This window comes from Bradyrhizobium sp. CCBAU 11434 (genome assembly GCF_028128895.1).
GTDB classification, from domain to species: Bacteria; Pseudomonadota; Alphaproteobacteria; order Rhizobiales; family Xanthobacteraceae; genus Bradyrhizobium; species Bradyrhizobium zhengyangense.
Genome location: NZ_LBJX01000002.1, coordinates 457179 through 471934, shown reverse-complemented (window position 1 = coordinate 471934; position 14756 = coordinate 457179). Strand labels below are relative to the sequence as shown.

The following is a 14756-nucleotide window of genomic DNA, read 5'->3' as shown; positions in this document are numbered from 1 at the left end:
TCAGTCCCCCTTCGAAGTGCCGCTGGTCACGTTCCGGAACCAGCATCTCGCAGAGGGTCGGAGCGTCATTAAGGCGACTTTTAGTTAAATGCAGATTAAGTTCGGGCAGTTGTAGGGCAACTCGTTAACGCTGTGCCATTTCGAGAAAAAAGCCCGCAGAAATACGGACTTAGACGACGCTGTTAACCATAATTCTCGGCCGGTTTAGCACGGTCAGAGGGCCTCACCGACCTCACCTTTGGACCCGCCAACCAAGTCATTTTCGTGGTCATCAATATCGGGAAGATAACGGGGAAGCGTTGCGCGAGGCTGGTGAGCTGCGCGCTCTCCGCCTCTCCCCGCTTGCGGTGAGAGGCGGAAGAGAAACGTTGCCCTGACTGAAAGTTGATCGCGCCAATCTGGAAATGGCCGAGCCGCGAAAATAGCTACACGCTCGGCACTTTTCAGCAGCCTCTGCGTGTGATACGGTACCGTATCAACATCGCCTTGAACTGTGCCGAGCCCGTCAAACGGAGGCTGGCATGAGAGGGTTTTCGCGCGCGGGGTTTTGCGCCCTGGCGTGGTCGTTGTTGTTGATTGGCTCCGCGACGGCTCAGCCCGCTACGGATGCGGGCTGCACGGCATCGCCATCCGCCGCCGGCCCGCAAGTTTGGCGTTGCGACAACGGCGTCACGATCGTTGCGGAAAACGGCGCGAGATTTGAACTGAAAGACGCCAACCGCGACGGACATATAGATGCCGTCGAGTTGAGCGACAAAGCGCTGCTGGTCGAAGTGCCCAAGAAACCCGGCGGCAATCCCTTCAAGGTGCTGACACCGCAAGCGATTGCCGCGGTGCGCGGGACCAAATGGGCGGTCGATGTCGCAGAGACCAAAACCTCCGTATTCGTCGCCGACGGCCGCGTTGGCGTAACCCGCAGGGCGGCACGTGGACGCGGCGTGGTGCTCGGCCCCGGCGAAGGCGTAGACGTGGAAGCGACCGGCCCACTGACCGTCAAGACGCTGACTGTCAAGACTTGGGGCCAGCCACGCGTCGACGCGCTGATGGCAAGGCTGGGTCAATAGGCCCCGGTCCGCACGACCTGCTCAGGCAGGCCCTGAGAACAAAAAGAAGATTGCAAGTCAGACCTAATGAATAGACGCGTACAGATATTGGTGGCCCTCATCCTCACTGCTTTGTGGGGTGCCGGCATTTTTGCCGCTCACGCTTACGGCCATCTCGCCTTTCTCGACCGGCTCGAGGCGACGCTGACGGACCTGCGCACGCTCGCGCGCGGCGTGCAAGCGCCGCCCGATCTCGTCACCATCGTCGCCATCGACGACACCGTGGTCAAGCGCGGCGGCAGCTATCCGCTGCCGCGCGCCGATCTGGCGCGCGTGGTCGACACCATCGTGCAGTTCAAGCCGAAGGTCATCGCGATCGATCTGCTGCTGGTCGACCGCAGCGCTGCGATCGGCGACGCCACGCTGGCCAACACGCTCGCGACCGGTCCCATGGTGCTCGCGGCCGCGGCGATCTTCCCGAGCGCGAGCGAGACGGTGGCGCCCGGCAGCGCCGGGCCGCTCGCCGCTCTGCCCCAGGCCGAGCGCTTCTTGCTGCCGTTACCTGCTTTCGCCGATCACGCCGATGTCGGCGTCGTCAACGTCGCGACCGGGCAATCCGGCTCGCCGCTCTCGGTGCCGATGCTGTTCCGGACCCGCGACAGGGTCGAACTGTCGTTGCCGCTGCGGGTCGCAAGCCGCGCCCTCGACAAGAAGCTGACGATCGCGCCCGATCACCTCATGCTCGGCGATCGCGCGGTGCCGACCGACACCGACTTTTCGCTGCCTATCACTTACTACGGCCCGCGCCGCACCATCCGCACCGTGAGCGCGCAGAGCATTTTCGACGGCACGCTCGATCGCAAGGTGATCGAGAACCGGATCGTCGTGATCGGCGCTGCGGTTGCCGGCGGCGGCGACTTCTTCCCCACGCCATTCGATTCCCTGATGCCCGGCGCCGAGGTGATCTCGACCGCAATCACGCATCTCATCGCGGGCGACAACATCGTGCGCGACCGCAAGGTCCACATCGCCGATGCGCTGATCGCGATCCTGCTGCCGATGCTGCTGGTCGGCCTGCTGGCCTGGCGGCGCAGCGCGCTCGGCTTCGTCGCGGCGGCCGCGCTGATGATCGCCTGGGCCGGGCTCAATTTATTTGCGTTCACGCACGGCGTCTGGCTCGATGCCGCGACCACGCTCGCGGCCGCGGTGCCGCCGGTCGCCGTGTTCGTCGGCGTGCAGACCTGGGCCGGAGCCCGCCGCACGCAGTACCTCGCCGCCAAGAGCCGGTCGCTGGCGCAACTCCAGGCGCCAGCGGTGCAGGAATGGCTGGCGCGCGATCCCGATTTCCTGGCGAAGCCCGTTCGGCAGGATGGGGCCATCGTCTTCATCGATCTCTCGGATTTCACCGCGTTGAGCCAACAGATCGATCCGGACGAACTTCAGAACATTCTGAAGGCGTTCCACGCCTTGATCGACAAGGCCGCGGTCGATTGCGGCGGCATGATCACGAGCTTTCTCGGCGACGGCGCCATGATCCTGTTCGGCCTGCCGCGCGCGATGCCCGACGACGCGGCGCGTGCACTGAAATGTGCGATCGACCTGCACCGCGGCGTCGAACGGTGGATCGCATCGCTGCCGCCTGCGATCAGCGGACGGCTCGGCTTCAAGATCGGCGCGCATTGTGGTCCGATCGTCGCCTCGCGTCTCGGCGAGAGTCATCAGCACATCACGGCCAATGGCGACACCGTCAATCTCGCCAGCCGGCTGATGGAGGTCGCCGCGCAAAACAATGCGCGTCTCGCATTGACCGACACGCTGCTGGACGCCGCAGACTTCCACGGCGCGCCCGACGGCGTGCTGTCGGGTCCCCTGCTCACCCAGGTCCGCGGCCGCTCCGGCGTCGTGACCGTCTGGTTCTGGCGCGACCAGGACAGCCCGAGCCAGATCACTGCGCGGGCCGAGATGATCGACTGAGCTTCTGCGCCTTGCGCCTGAGCACGCCGAGGCCGCCGAGCAGCCCGCGCGACATCAGCTCGCGGAAACTGTCATTGATGAGGATCTCGTCGACCTCGTCCGAGATCAGCTTCGCCTCCGCCTCGGTCATGACGTTGGACGTGAACGCGCCGCCCGCTTTCATCGCGTTGAGCACATCCTTGACCAGCGGCGCGCCATTGGACGGGATCTCCGGCGGCTGCCAATCCAGATCCTCGATGACGAACAGGCCGCCCGGTTTCAGCGAAGGAAACAGCACGCCGAGCGTCAGGTGCTGATGCACTGAGGCGTGAGAACCGTCATCGATGATGATGTCCAGCGGCGCCTCCTTGCGTGCCAGCTCTTCCAGCATGCTGCGGTCGCCTTGATCGACACGATGGATCCGGACGCGTGGATGCGAGAACCAGCTGAAATCCTCGATGTCTACGCCGATAACTTCGGCATTCGGGAAGTAGTCCAGCCACATCTGCAGCGACGGCACCTGATCCTGGGCCCAGCCTTCGACGCGGCCGCGGCACAGGCCGATTTCCAGGATACGGATAGGCTCGAGTGCCTTCGACTGAAACAGCTGGTGATAGATGCGCGTGTAGTGGTGGGCAACATGCCCCTTGTAGACCGCACCCTTGTCCGAGTCGTATTTCGCCGCGAGCTGCGTCAGCCAGTTCGGCTCGAGCACCAGATTCTTGAGATAACCCGCCACACTCTGCTCGGGGACGGCATCGATGCGCAAGCCGCGCTCGGCCCACATCCTGCCCCAGAGATGGACACCGGTCACGCGAGGGTCGCTCAACAGCTCGAAGCCGGCGCGGCTCTCGGAGACGAACAGCTCCACTTCACGCCGATCGATCGCGTTGAAGGTCGTCGGCGGCACGATCGACGCCAGAAGATCCTCATCGCCGGCAACGAGCAGATATTCGCTCAGCAGCAGCGGCCCCACCGCGCCGTATTCGACGCGCTTTTCGCTGAACAGCCGCTGGAGCGACAGCGCATAGAGATTGGCCATGTGAATCGAGCCCCTGGGCGCGCGCATCACATCGCCGCCGCAAACATGCCCCTGCTCGACGCCGGACCATTGCGCGGAGAACACATGCTCCCTGCCGAAATCCAGGGGTTTGACCAGCACGATGTCCGTATCGAGCCACCAGCCGCCGAACTCGTGAAGAACGGCATAGCGGTAGATGTCGCTGAAATAGCGGATCTCGCTGTTGAGAACGGCATGCTGGTAGATCGCAGCAGGCACGAGGCTTGCCGCATCGACCACCATCACCCCGGGCGGCACGCGCGCCTGCATCGCGGCGGCGTTGTCATAGGTGTACAGCTTCACCGGATGGCCCTGACGGACCATCGATTGCAGCGACAGGCGCGACATGTCGCTCAGCGGCGCGTTCGACCAGAAGCAGTGGATGGGATCGCGCGCCACGTCCGGCGTCGCGCGGGTTCGAAGATGCGGATTGAATTGCGCCGTCAGGGCGTTCCAGGCAATGCGGGAGACGGAGCGGCACTCGCCGAGGAACGGCAATTTCTGATAGGCCCGCGCGATCAGGAAGCAGAAGCTCGCCTGGTTGGCCTGCCCCACCCTGTTCAGGGTGTTGCCGAAATTCTCCCAGATCGACGGATCAACGGGATCGAGCGCCACCGCGCGCTGAAACGCCTCGAGCGCCTGCGCCTGGAGCCCCTTGCCCAGCAGTGCCGTCCCGAACGTTGCGAGATAGGTCGCCTTCATCTCGTTCGTGAGAGCGCGGCCGGCCCAGTTGATGGCCGCGTCGTAATCGCCGTTGAGCAGAGAGACGCCGGCCATCAGATGAAGCAGCCCGGCATGGTTAGCGTCCGAGGCAAGGCCTTCCCGACAACGGGCTTCGGCCTGCTCGAACTCACCGGTCTTCAGGTGCCGAAGGCAGATCCGGTAAACTTCATCCCGCGTCAGCGAAGACGGCTCTGTCGAGATCTCGTTTGCCTTTGCGAGAGTGCCGTCGTGATAGTTCATGGGGACCTTCCGGATCATGGCACAGCAGACAGCAATCCGCTTCCCAACTCTTGGGAAGCTCGCCGCATCTCGACTATCCCGCTCGTAGCTTGCTTGAAGCTTGCTTGAGGCTTGACACCGCCTTCGCTCTACCGCGCCGGCGCGTGGCGAATCAAAGGGGCCGTTGATAAGCGTGAGATCGGGCGTCCAATGGCGCATCGAATTTGACGAAAGAGAACCCATGAACAGTCGGCTGGATGTCCATGTCGCTGCCTACGAGGGCAAAAGCATCTACGATTTCGACAACGAGATTTCGCTGACCTGGTATCCGAAGCGCATTGCTCGTGTCGTGAAAGATCCACGTGCCGTCCTCGATCTCGGACTGGGGCACGGCTTCGCCACTGAACTCTTTTCGGACGGCTGCAAGCGTCATGTGGTTCTTGAAGGCTCTCCCGCGGTGATCCAAAACTTCAAGCTGCGGTTTCCGGAGAGCAGAAGCGAGATCATTGAAACCTATTTCGAAGAGTTCGAGACGGACGAAACATTCGACCTCATCGTCATGGGCTTCATCCTCGAGCATGTCGACGACCCGCTTCTGATCTTGAACCGTTTCAGGAACTTTCTGGCCCCCGCGGGGAAGCTCTTTGTTGCGGTTCCCAATGCCGAGGTCATGAACCGAAGGCTTGGACATCTTGCGGGAATGCTGCCGGACATGGAGGCTCTTTCGGACAACGATCTGGTTCTTGGGCACCAGCGGTACTTTACGGTCGGCTCCCTCACCAAGCTGGCGACCGATGCCGGCTACAAGATAGAGAAGATCGAAGGCATCTATCTCAAGCCCTTTGCGACAAGTCAGCTCCTGTCGCTACATCTCGACACCAAGATCATCCGAGCCCTGTGCGAGATCGGTGTTGACTACCCAGAACTGTCCTGCGGGCTACTCGCGCAACTCGCGCCGGACGATTCGGCGCGATCATGAGGGTGTTGATCATAGGCGGAACCTCCGCGCTAGCGCAGGCGGTTATCCCGCTGCTTCGTGAACGGTACGACGTGCTGACGGCCGGGCGCCGGGGCTGTGAGGTCGAGCTGGACCTCTGTTCGGACCACGTCCAGATTCCCGACAGGATCGACTGCGTGGTCAATATGGCGGCCGCCTTCGATGGCAATGAATTGCCCGACACGCTGCAAATCATGAATGTCAACGTACTCGGCCTGATGAAGCTCTGTCACGCAAGCTCAAGAGCAAACACGAAGCACTTCGTGCACATCTCCAGTATTTTCTCGGATCTCGCGAACGATTCTCCCTTCTTCGGAGCCTATGCTCTTTCAAAGAGGCATTCCGAGGATGTTGCGCAGTTCTGCGCCAGAAAGTTTCGGCTGCCTGTCGCGGTACTCAAGCCTTCTCAGATTTATGGGGTGGGAGAGTCGTTTCGAAAACATCAGCCTTTCCTGTACACCATCATGGACAAGGCCGAGAGAAACGAAGACATCGACATTTTCGGCTCGAACGACCCGCTGAGAAACTTCATTCACGCCGACGACATCGCCAAAATTATCTCGGCCATCATTGCGATGAAGATCGAAGGCGTCTATCGGTGCGTGAACCCCGACAACGTCAGATATTCGCAGATCGCGGCGGCGGCGATTTCGGCTTTTGCAAGCACGAGCAAAGTCAGGTTCCTGACGGACAAGCCCGATATCCCGGACAACGGCTTTTCCTGCGACGACACGTTATTCCGGATGGTCGACTATCTTCCCCGCGTTTCCTCCGTGCAAGGCATGCAGATGGAAGCGGTTCATCGAAAGCTGGCATCGTGACGACGATATTGGTTTCCGGCGCCGCCGGAATCGTCGGCTACGGAATCCTTCGCTCCCTGAGGATGTCGAAGCGACCGATGAAGCTCATCGGCACCTCGATCTATACCGACTCGGTCGCACCAGGATTTTGCGACGTGTTTGAAGCCGTACCCAGGACCGATGCTTCGGACTACATCGATCAGCTTGTCGCGCTCCTGCGCAAGCATCGGGTCGACGTGGCGTTCCCCGGCATCGATGCCGACATGTACAAGTGGGCGGATCATGTCGCTGAACTTAAAGCGACGGGAACCAAGGTGGTTCTCAACTCACGAGCGCTGATCTCCATGTGCTCGGACAAATGGGCATTCTACGAACGGCAGCGGGAATTGATGCCGACCTATGCGATCCCGAGCTATCTGGACATGGACTTCGATGCCCTCAAAGCCAATTGCGGCCTGCCGTTCTTGCTGAAGCCTCGTCGGGGCTTTGGCTCGAAGGGCATCGTGGTGGTCGAGACTGCGGAGCAGCTTGCCAAGATTGCTCCCGCGACAAAGACAACGTTGATGGCTCAACCCATCGTCGGGCGAGACGACGACGAATTCACGGTGTCCGCGTTCTGCGACGGTCAAGGCGGCTATTCAGCCTCGATGGCGCTTCAGCGAAGACTTTCCAAGGATGGATTCACGGAAAAGGCCGAAGTCGTCGACCAGGCCGAGTTCTCCGAAGCGGTCCGGGATTTGTGCAAGGCGTTTTCGCCGATCGGACCGACAAATTTTCAGTTTCGCAAGACCGATGCAGGTCTGAAGTTGCTCGAGATCAATCCGCGGATTTCGTCATCCACCTCGATCCGCGCCGCCTTTGGCTACAACGAAGCGCTCATGGCGGTCGACATGGCTATCGAGCAACGACTGCCGGTGCAACCGGACATAAAGCGTGGCAGAGCCGTCCGCTATACCGAGGATTTCATCTTCCATGACAATAGCGTTCATCTCTGACATCCACGGAAATTTCGAGGCGCTGACAGCGGTTCTCGCCGAGATCGACCGTATGCGCGTCGCCGAGATCGTCTGCGTCGGCGACGTGGTCGGCTATTATTCCCAGGTGAACGAATGCTGCGATGAACTGAAGCGACGCGGCATCCACAGCGTTCTCGGCAACCACGACTGGTACCTGGGCTTCGGCGGGTTCTGCACCCGATCCAAGAGCGTGAACGAGTGCCTGGCTTATCAGAGAAAGGCGATCACGTCCGAAAACGTGAACTGGCTGAGGGCCTTTCACCTGCAAATGCAGGTCGGGAATGTTCAGGTCGTTCACGCCGGATGGGGCGATCCGATCGACGAGTACCTGACCAACCCGAGCGAAGACTATTTCGCGCGCCTGTCCGGCACCCATTTCGTGAGCGGCCATACCCACGTGCAAAGCATCCACCGCTTCGGCGCAAAGACCTACTGCAATCCGGGGTCCGTGGGCCAGCCGCGCGACGGCGATCCACGCGCCGCGTTTGCAACCTTCGACGGCGAGACCTTCGCGCTGCACCGGGTCAAGTACGACATGCAAAAGGTCTTTGACCTGATGGAGACCGCTGGATTCCACGACTACTACTATGGCGGGCTGAAGACTGGCGCGAAAAATCTCAGGCGGCTCGCGGATTGAGCGTCGGGATCTCAGCGCCCTCTCCTCTCATCAACATAGCAACGTGTGAGCACAAATCATGACGCCAAGCGATCCGCAGGACGCGCAGAACTTTACCTTTGCTGCCCAGGACGAAGTGGCCGCTTACGGCCGGCTGCAGGAACTGATGAAGACGTCGCCGATGCCTGCGCGCGAATTCCACGCGAATCTCGGCCTGTTCCTCAATCGCCCGTCGCTGGCGCGTATTCTCTTCATGCACGATCTCTATTCGATGACCCTGCACACGCATGGCGTCATCATGGAATTCGGCGTGCGCTGGGGGCAGAACATGGCGCTGTTCACGACGATGCGCCACATCTACGAGCCCTACAACATGAGCCGCAAGGTTGTTGGCTTCGATACGTTCGAGGGCTTCCCGTCGGTAGCGCCCCAGGATGGCGATTTCGACGGGCTGAAGGTCGGCGGGCTCAGCGTCACGCCCCATTACGAAGACGTACTGGCAGACATCCTGTCGGCGCAGGAGAAGCTCGCACCGCGCAGCCACCTTCGCAAGTTCGAGTTGGTCAAGGGCGACGTGACCGAAACCCTTCCCGTGTATCTGGAGAAGCATCCCGAGACGATCATCTCGCTGGCCTATTTCGACCTTGATCTCTACGAGCCGACGAAGAGATGCCTCGAACTCATTCGCCCCTATCTGGCAAAGAACAGCATCGTCGGGTTTGACGAGTTGGTCCTCGCCGAGAATCCGGGCGAAACCCTGGCCCTGCGCGAGGCATGGGGCACCCAGGGCTATCGCATCTGCCGCAGCACGATCTCGCCGCAGCAGAGTTACGTCGTATTCGAATGAGGCGTCGATCTCGACGCCGGACCGTTTTCGGACGAACCGGGCTTAAGGCCTATACGTTCTGTTGAACCAGATCGTAGTTTTCGGCGATGATCTCGCCCAGCTTCGATACCGAGTTGAACATCAGCAAATCGACGATCGATAGATACGGCACATGAGGCTGCCCGAACTGCTGATAAGGAAACGGTCGCGCGCGAAGCGCTCTGAATTCGATTCCACGGGCACTGAAAGCATTGGCATCGTAGAGCTCCAGGCCGCCGATCGCGTTGATGTACTTTTGCGTGCCTTCCGCTTCGCACAATGCAAGCACCCTATCCTGGAACTTGAGCGAATGATCGATCGGCACCTCGGACGAGATTTTGAATGAGGTCTTCAAACCGAGATGCTCGCAGGTCATCTGCAACGAATTGAAGAGATAGCGAAATAGATTAGGATCTTGAAAGCCAACAATCTCTTCCAGAAGTGGAAAGGTCTGCTTGAAGAAAGGCGCGGTTCTATAGGCCCCTTGCCATTGATTGAGCAGCTTTGCACGGTCGAAGTCGGCCGCCAACTCCCTGTCGCGAATATCGAGGGCGTCCGAGTCCTTCTTCAACGGGAGCGAGAACAACGCGTCCTTGCCGTTGACCAGCATCCTGTTGCGGTTGATCCAGCCCTTTTTTACATATTTTACGTTATCATAGACGATGAAGAGATCGACCGCACTAATGAGCTGATAATAGCCGATATAAGGAAGAAAATACGGCTGCATGATCGCGAGTTTCATCGTGCGCGACGCCCTGTTAGCCCCAGATGCGCGCATCGTGAGTATAGGTAGTCGACGTCGCATTGTTGTTGCGCGGCACCACAAGCGGCGCGAAGCAAGCATACGCCTTGAAGAGGTGGTAGGTGCTGTTCCCCATCCCATCCAATCCTATCGTTGGCAGCATGCGGTTTCCGAGCGCCTCGATTCTGACAGGCCGGTTGTCCATCGGGAAACAGAGCTCCAGCAACCTCGACGCTCCCTGGGGAGAGATCGCGGTCCCGGCCGGGCCGAAACAACAATTGAGCCGGAGCGCGGCCACCTGAGAATTCGACCTCTGGAAAGCGGCATCACTCGCGTCATCCGGGTGGATGGGCCGAAAGACCATCATCGACTTCATGCCCTGCGCGAGCTCGAGATCAAGTATCGAATCCGTATTGTATCCGAGCACCAAAAGATCCCAGCTCCCAAGGGACGGAAGAAGCGCCTCCAGGCGTCCGATGATGTCGTGGCGGATGGTACAATCGTCCTCAAAGACAAGGGCAGGCTCATTCTGCTTGGCGATCCAGTTCAAGATCCGCCACAGTGAAGCGGCGCCGCCAACGGCTCCCCTGGTGAACTGCGATCCGGGCGCAACGAGCCGCATCGCCATCACCTCCTGATCGGTCAACTCAAGGCCATTCGTCGCGGAGAAGCGCTCGAAGGCGATTCCACAGCCCGCATTGCGCTTCAGGAAGTTCTCGAATTTCTCTGGATGGCGATCGAGATTAATGACGAAATTCTTCATATGCCAAAAGGACCGTTCGCGAATGGATGCCGGAGAGCGCCACTAGAATATTGATTCGCCAGTCGGGGCTAGTCCAAACGCGCCTGTCAATCGCGGATCACGTCGCGCACGAATGCTCCACGCAAGTCTCGATCTATATCGGTAAGCCGTCACAGACTTGAATCGATATTCAGGACTCGAGATGACTGCCGCAGTCCCGCTTGAATCTCTCACGCCCCTGGCCAGGAGCCCGCTTCATATCGTGCGTCCAAGGTTTCCAAGAACCGAACAGTTCTTGGCCGCTTTCGAAACCGCGCTGGAGACGGGCCAGGTCACGAACAATTCCCGCTGGGTCGTCGAATTCGAGACGCGCCTGAGCGAGTATCTCGGCGTTCCTACCCTTGTTTTCTGCAATGGCCAGATCGGGATGATGGCCATGTTGCGGGCTGCGGGAATCACCGGCGGCGAAGTCATCGTGCCGTCGTTCACGTTCAGCGCAACACCGCATGCCATCAAATGGGTCGGCGCCGAACCGGTCTTTGCCGACATTCTCGACGACCAGACGATGCGCCTCGACCCTGATGATGTCGAGCGCAGGATCACTGACCGTACCGTCGCCATTCTTGCTGTCGACGCTTATGGGATCGCCAGCGATTACGCGACGCTCGCCCGGATAGCCGAAACTCACAAGCTGAGATTTCTGGTCGATAGCGCGCCCTCTTTCGGAACGCGATTCAATGGGCAATTGGTGGGCGGCTGCGCAGACGCGCAGATGTTCAGCTTCCACGCCACCAAGGCTTTCGCAACAATGGAAGGCGGCTGCGTCTGCAGCCACGATTTGGAATTGCTCGCGCGCGTCAAGGCGATGCGCAACTTCGGGCAAGTCGACGGCGCCGATTGTCACGAGCCGGGCTTGAACGGGAAAATGCTCGAGATATCGGCCCTCATCGGCCTCGAGCAACTCAAGACGTTCGAGCAGGCCATTGCGACGCGCCGACACGCCGTCGAGCGCATGCGGACCGGGCTTTCCAAAATTCCCGGTTTGCGTGTGGGGCGAGAGCCTGCAGGCGTGCAAACGAATTGGCTCTATCTGCCGGTCGTCGTCGACGCCAGGGAGTTCGGGCTCGACCGGGATGCACTGACGTCAGCGCTCGAGACCCACAATGTCTTCGTCCGGAAGTATTACAGCCCGCCCTGCCACCACATGACCGCCTACACGACGCAGAGGGAAGTGAATTTACCCGTGACGGAAAGGGTCGCTTACAACGTCATTGCGCTCCCGGTCTACAACGACATGACCGACGAGGAATGCGATCTCATCGTTGCCGCCATCCGGTATGCGCGCCAATCGGCGCAAAACAGAACGAAGCCTTAATCGCATAGTCGCAGCCAACCCGATGTTTCCCAAGCATATAGAAGTCTAGGACATGCAGAAAGTTCTCGTCACTGGAGCAGGCGGCTATATCGGCATTCCACTGTGCCAGATGCTGGCCCAAAAGGGTTATTCGGTGACTGCGCTCGATCGATGTTTTTTCGGCCGGGATCGATTCATGCAGGCGGCTTCCCACCCGAACATCAAGATGCTCGTCGACGACATCCGCACCGTCGACCCCCAACAGTTCGAAGGCATGGACGCTGTCATCGATCTGGCGGGACTGAGCAACGACGCCTCCGCCGAAATCGACCCCGAGCTGACGGTCTCGATCAACCATCAGGGGGGCGTTCGTCTGGCTCGCGCGGCTAAGCGGGCCGGCGTTCGCCGCTATGTCTATTCGAGCTCGGCGTCGGTCTACGGCCACGGCCAGGAAGTGTCGCTCAACGAGCACGCGGTCTGCCGGCCGCAGACGCTGTATGCCGAAAGCAAGCTCCACGTCGAGGACGAGCTGCGCAAGCTGCAAAGCGATACGTTCGAAACGGTCATCTTGCGCAACAGCACCGTGTTTGGCCTGGCTCCGCGCATGCGCTTCGACCTCGCCATCAACGTCATGACGCTCCGCGCCTGGAAGGAGCGGGTGATCTACGTCATGGGAGGCGGCGAGCAATGGCGGCCGTTCATCCACGTTCATGACGTCTGCCGCGCCCTGATGATGGGCATCGAGAGCGAAGCGTCAGTCGTGTCCGGGGAAACGTTCAACGTCGGCAGTGACGATCTCAACTATCAGATCAAGCAGCTCGCCAACTTCGTCAAGGACATCATCCCGAACATCGTTACGCATACGATCCCGGATGCGACGGACAAGCGAACCTATAATTTGTCCTTTGCCAAGATCATCCAACGCCTGAAATTCGATCCATCCTCCCGCGTCCATGAAGGTATCGTGGAGATAAAACAGGCTCTGGAGCGTGGCACGGTGAGTGGCGACGATCCCACCACCCATACGCTGGGATGGTACCGTTCCCTGATCGACTGGGAAAAGCGGATCAAGGAATTGTCGTTCAACGGCAAGATCTTGTGATCGCTCAAGGCACCAGTTCGGGCGGCGGCGAGCGATCCAGGACGTCGCCCTTGGCACCCTCGAGCAGGTCGACGCCGTAGGTCTCGACCACGAGCGGCCCGCGCTTGCGCTGCAGCTCGGCGACACGCGTCACATGCGTGAAGAGATCGTTGAGGAAGGGATGGCCATCGGGCCTGACTTCGTCGACATAGAGCAGCTTGCCTGCGAGCAGTTTCGGATCCGGCTCGGGCATGTTGACCCAGCGGATGCGCTGGTTCTGCTGCACCACGCAGGCCCCGCGCGGCAGATAGAAGGCGAGCCAGCCGGTGGTGCCGTAATCAGGCGTGAGCACGCAGGTCGCACCATGGCGCACGCGTTCTGCTTCGATATTGGCAGCGAGCTCGCGCCAGCCGACGCCGACGCTGCGCACGGTCGCATCGCGGCGATAACCGGATAGCCAGCCTGTATTGGCCTGCAGGATCAGTGCGGCGAACATCACGATGCCAGCAGGCGCGGCCCAGCGCAGGCAAAAATCCACCAGGCGTCGCGCCCGCGGCTTCCACTGTGCAAGGTTGGCGGCGGCTGCGGCGGCGACAATGAACGGCGGATAAACCGGCGCAAACCAGTTGGCCTCGACGCGCGCATGCAGCGAATGCCAGAAGAAATAGACGACAATGGTCCAGAACATCGTCTCGATCAGCACGCGGGAGGCCAGCGCGCCGGCCCGGCGCCAGGTCAGCGCATGCAGGCCCATCGCGCCAAGGATGAAGACCAGCGGCGTCGCGAATGCGATCTGGGTCGGGATCAGCTCGGCGATGAAGACCGGGCGGAAATCCTCGATCTTGGCGCGCCCGAGCTGCTTGACGAACGAGACCCAATGATGATCCGCATTCCACAGGATCACCGGCGAGAACAGCGCCAGCGCGACGAGGCCGCCGAGATAGGGCCAGGGCGAGAGGAACCAGCGCCGCAGTTTCGGCACGGAAGCGAGCCAGATCAGGATCGCAGCGCCAAAGAACATCGCAGTGTACTTCGACAGCAGCGCCGCGCCGACGGCTGCGCCGACCGCAAGCCACCAGACACCGCGGCCAGTCTCGAGCACCTTGGCGAGGAAGAACAGCACGAAGCTGGAGGCAACCAATAACGGCGCATCCGGCGTCACGATCAGCGTGCCGACGGAGGCCATCATGGTGACGTTGAGCAGGATGGCGCTGGTCGCAGCCACCCGCGCACCGCCGAACAGGATCGCGGCCGAGCGATAGATCGCATAGCTCATCGGAAGCGCGAGCAGGATCGAGACCAGGCGGACGCCGAGCTCGGTATCGCCGGCGATCATAGTGCCGGCACGGATGACGTAAGCCACCATCGGCGGGTGGTCGTAATACCCGCCCGCCAGATTCTTCGACCACATCCAGTAATAGGCTTCGTCGAAGGTGATCGGCGTGAAGGCGGCCGCGACCAGCCGCAAGACGACCAGCGCGAGAATCACCAGCGCCGTATTGCGGACGATCCGCGCGTCAGCCCCACCCATAGCTGAATCCTTGG

General features: G+C 60.6%; 13 protein-coding genes. 9 read left to right on the top strand and 4 right to left on the bottom strand.

Going from position 1 to position 14756, the window contains the following annotated elements; all coding sequences use genetic code 11:
• Positions 1-521 precede the first annotated feature (521 nt).
• Complete coding sequence (locus tag XI06_RS04485) at positions 522-1064, top strand: FecR domain-containing protein (RefSeq protein ID WP_237872725.1); 543 nt, start codon at positions 522-524, stop codon at positions 1062-1064.
• 66 nt (positions 1065-1130) lie between these two features.
• The gene (locus XI06_RS04480; protein WP_237865779.1) at positions 1131-3017 is read left to right on the top strand and encodes a CHASE2 domain-containing protein; all 1887 of its coding nucleotides are present in this window, start codon (positions 1131-1133) and stop codon (positions 3015-3017) included.
• Here XI06_RS04480 and XI06_RS04475 read toward each other — a convergent pair.
• On the bottom strand, positions 2989-5019 hold the full coding sequence (locus tag XI06_RS04475) for a glycosyltransferase (RefSeq protein WP_237872724.1): 2031 nt from the start codon (positions 5017-5019) through the stop codon (positions 2989-2991). The genes XI06_RS04480 and XI06_RS04475 overlap by 29 nt on opposite strands.
• Before the next feature lie 220 nt (positions 5020-5239).
• Between XI06_RS04475 and XI06_RS04470 the strand changes: the two genes are divergently transcribed.
• The 5 genes from XI06_RS04470 to XI06_RS04450 all read left to right on the top strand — a co-directional run bounded on the left by XI06_RS04470 (position 5240) and on the right by XI06_RS04450 (position 9274).
• Positions 5240-5977, top strand: coding sequence for a class I SAM-dependent methyltransferase (locus tag XI06_RS04470; RefSeq protein WP_237865777.1), 738 nt, complete (start codon positions 5240-5242; stop codon positions 5975-5977).
• Positions 5974-6816 (top strand): NAD-dependent epimerase/dehydratase family protein, encoded by an 843-nt coding sequence (locus tag XI06_RS04465; protein WP_237865776.1) that lies wholly within the window; start codon positions 5974-5976, stop codon positions 6814-6816. Before XI06_RS04470 ends, XI06_RS04465 begins: the two co-directional genes overlap by 4 nt.
• A 62-nt stretch (positions 6817-6878) precedes the next feature.
• Entirely contained in the window at positions 6879-7790 is a 912-nt protein-coding gene (locus XI06_RS04460; protein ID WP_237865797.1) for an ATP-grasp domain-containing protein, read from the top strand.
• Positions 7768-8448, top strand: coding sequence for a metallophosphoesterase family protein (locus XI06_RS04455; protein ID WP_237865775.1), 681 nt, complete (start codon positions 7768-7770; stop codon positions 8446-8448). Before XI06_RS04460 ends, XI06_RS04455 begins: the two co-directional genes overlap by 23 nt.
• Positions 8449-8506: 58 nt before the next feature.
• Positions 8507-9274, top strand: coding sequence for a TylF/MycF family methyltransferase (locus XI06_RS04450; RefSeq protein ID WP_237865774.1), 768 nt, complete (start codon positions 8507-8509; stop codon positions 9272-9274).
• 49 nt (positions 9275-9323) lie between these two features.
• On the opposite strand, the gene XI06_RS04445 is transcribed toward XI06_RS04450, so the two are convergent.
• Entirely contained in the window at positions 9324-10034 is a 711-nt protein-coding gene (locus tag XI06_RS04445) for a WbqC family protein (RefSeq protein WP_237872723.1), read from the bottom strand.
• A gap of 16 nt (positions 10035-10050) precedes the next feature.
• On the bottom strand, positions 10051-10797 hold the full coding sequence (locus XI06_RS04440; protein ID WP_237872722.1) for a glycosyltransferase family 25 protein: 747 nt from the start codon (positions 10795-10797) through the stop codon (positions 10051-10053).
• 274 nt (positions 10798-11071) lie between these two features.
• Between XI06_RS04440 and XI06_RS04435 the strand changes: the two genes are divergently transcribed.
• On the top strand, positions 11072-12151 hold the full coding sequence (locus XI06_RS04435; protein ID WP_237865771.1) for a DegT/DnrJ/EryC1/StrS family aminotransferase: 1080 nt from the start codon (positions 11072-11074) through the stop codon (positions 12149-12151).
• 52 nt (positions 12152-12203) lie between these two features.
• Positions 12204-13232: an NAD-dependent epimerase/dehydratase family protein gene (locus XI06_RS04430; RefSeq protein ID WP_237865770.1), complete on the top strand. Its 1029-nt coding sequence runs from the start codon at positions 12204-12206 to the stop codon at positions 13230-13232.
• Positions 13233-13236: 4 nt separating this feature from the next.
• Here XI06_RS04430 and XI06_RS04425 read toward each other — a convergent pair whose 3' ends face one another.
• Positions 13237-14742: a glycosyltransferase family 39 protein gene (locus XI06_RS04425; RefSeq protein ID WP_237872721.1), complete on the bottom strand. Its 1506-nt coding sequence runs from the start codon at positions 14740-14742 to the stop codon at positions 13237-13239.
• Positions 14743-14756 lie beyond the last annotated feature (14 nt).

Excerpts from the sequence above, each read along its gene's own strand:
- XI06_RS04485 (WP_237872725.1), top strand. The coding sequence starts at position 522 with ATGAGAGGGTTTTCGCGCGCGGGGTTTTGCGCCCTGGCGTGGTCGTTG.
- XI06_RS04480 (WP_237865779.1), top strand. The coding sequence starts at position 1,131 with ATGAATAGACGCGTACAGATATTGGTGGCCCTCATCCTCACTGCTTTG.
- XI06_RS04475 (WP_237872724.1), bottom strand. The coding sequence starts at position 5,019 with ATGAACTATCACGACGGCACTCTCGCAAAGGCAAACGAGATCTCGACA.
- XI06_RS04470 (WP_237865777.1), top strand. The coding sequence starts at position 5,240 with ATGAACAGTCGGCTGGATGTCCATGTCGCTGCCTACGAGGGCAAAAGC.
- XI06_RS04465 (WP_237865776.1), top strand. The coding sequence starts at position 5,974 with ATGAGGGTGTTGATCATAGGCGGAACCTCCGCGCTAGCGCAGGCGGTT.
- XI06_RS04460 (WP_237865797.1), top strand. The coding sequence starts at position 6,879 with ATGTCGAAGCGACCGATGAAGCTCATCGGCACCTCGATCTATACCGAC.
- XI06_RS04455 (WP_237865775.1), top strand. The coding sequence starts at position 7,768 with ATGACAATAGCGTTCATCTCTGACATCCACGGAAATTTCGAGGCGCTG.
- XI06_RS04450 (WP_237865774.1), top strand. The coding sequence starts at position 8,507 with ATGACGCCAAGCGATCCGCAGGACGCGCAGAACTTTACCTTTGCTGCC.
- XI06_RS04445 (WP_237872723.1), bottom strand. The coding sequence starts at position 10,034 with ATGAAACTCGCGATCATGCAGCCGTATTTTCTTCCTTATATCGGCTAT.
- XI06_RS04440 (WP_237872722.1), bottom strand. The coding sequence starts at position 10,797 with ATGAAGAATTTCGTCATTAATCTCGATCGCCATCCAGAGAAATTCGAG.
- XI06_RS04430 (WP_237865770.1), top strand. The coding sequence starts at position 12,204 with ATGCAGAAAGTTCTCGTCACTGGAGCAGGCGGCTATATCGGCATTCCA.
- XI06_RS04425 (WP_237872721.1), bottom strand. The coding sequence starts at position 14,742 with ATGGGTGGGGCTGACGCGCGGATCGTCCGCAATACGGCGCTGGTGATT.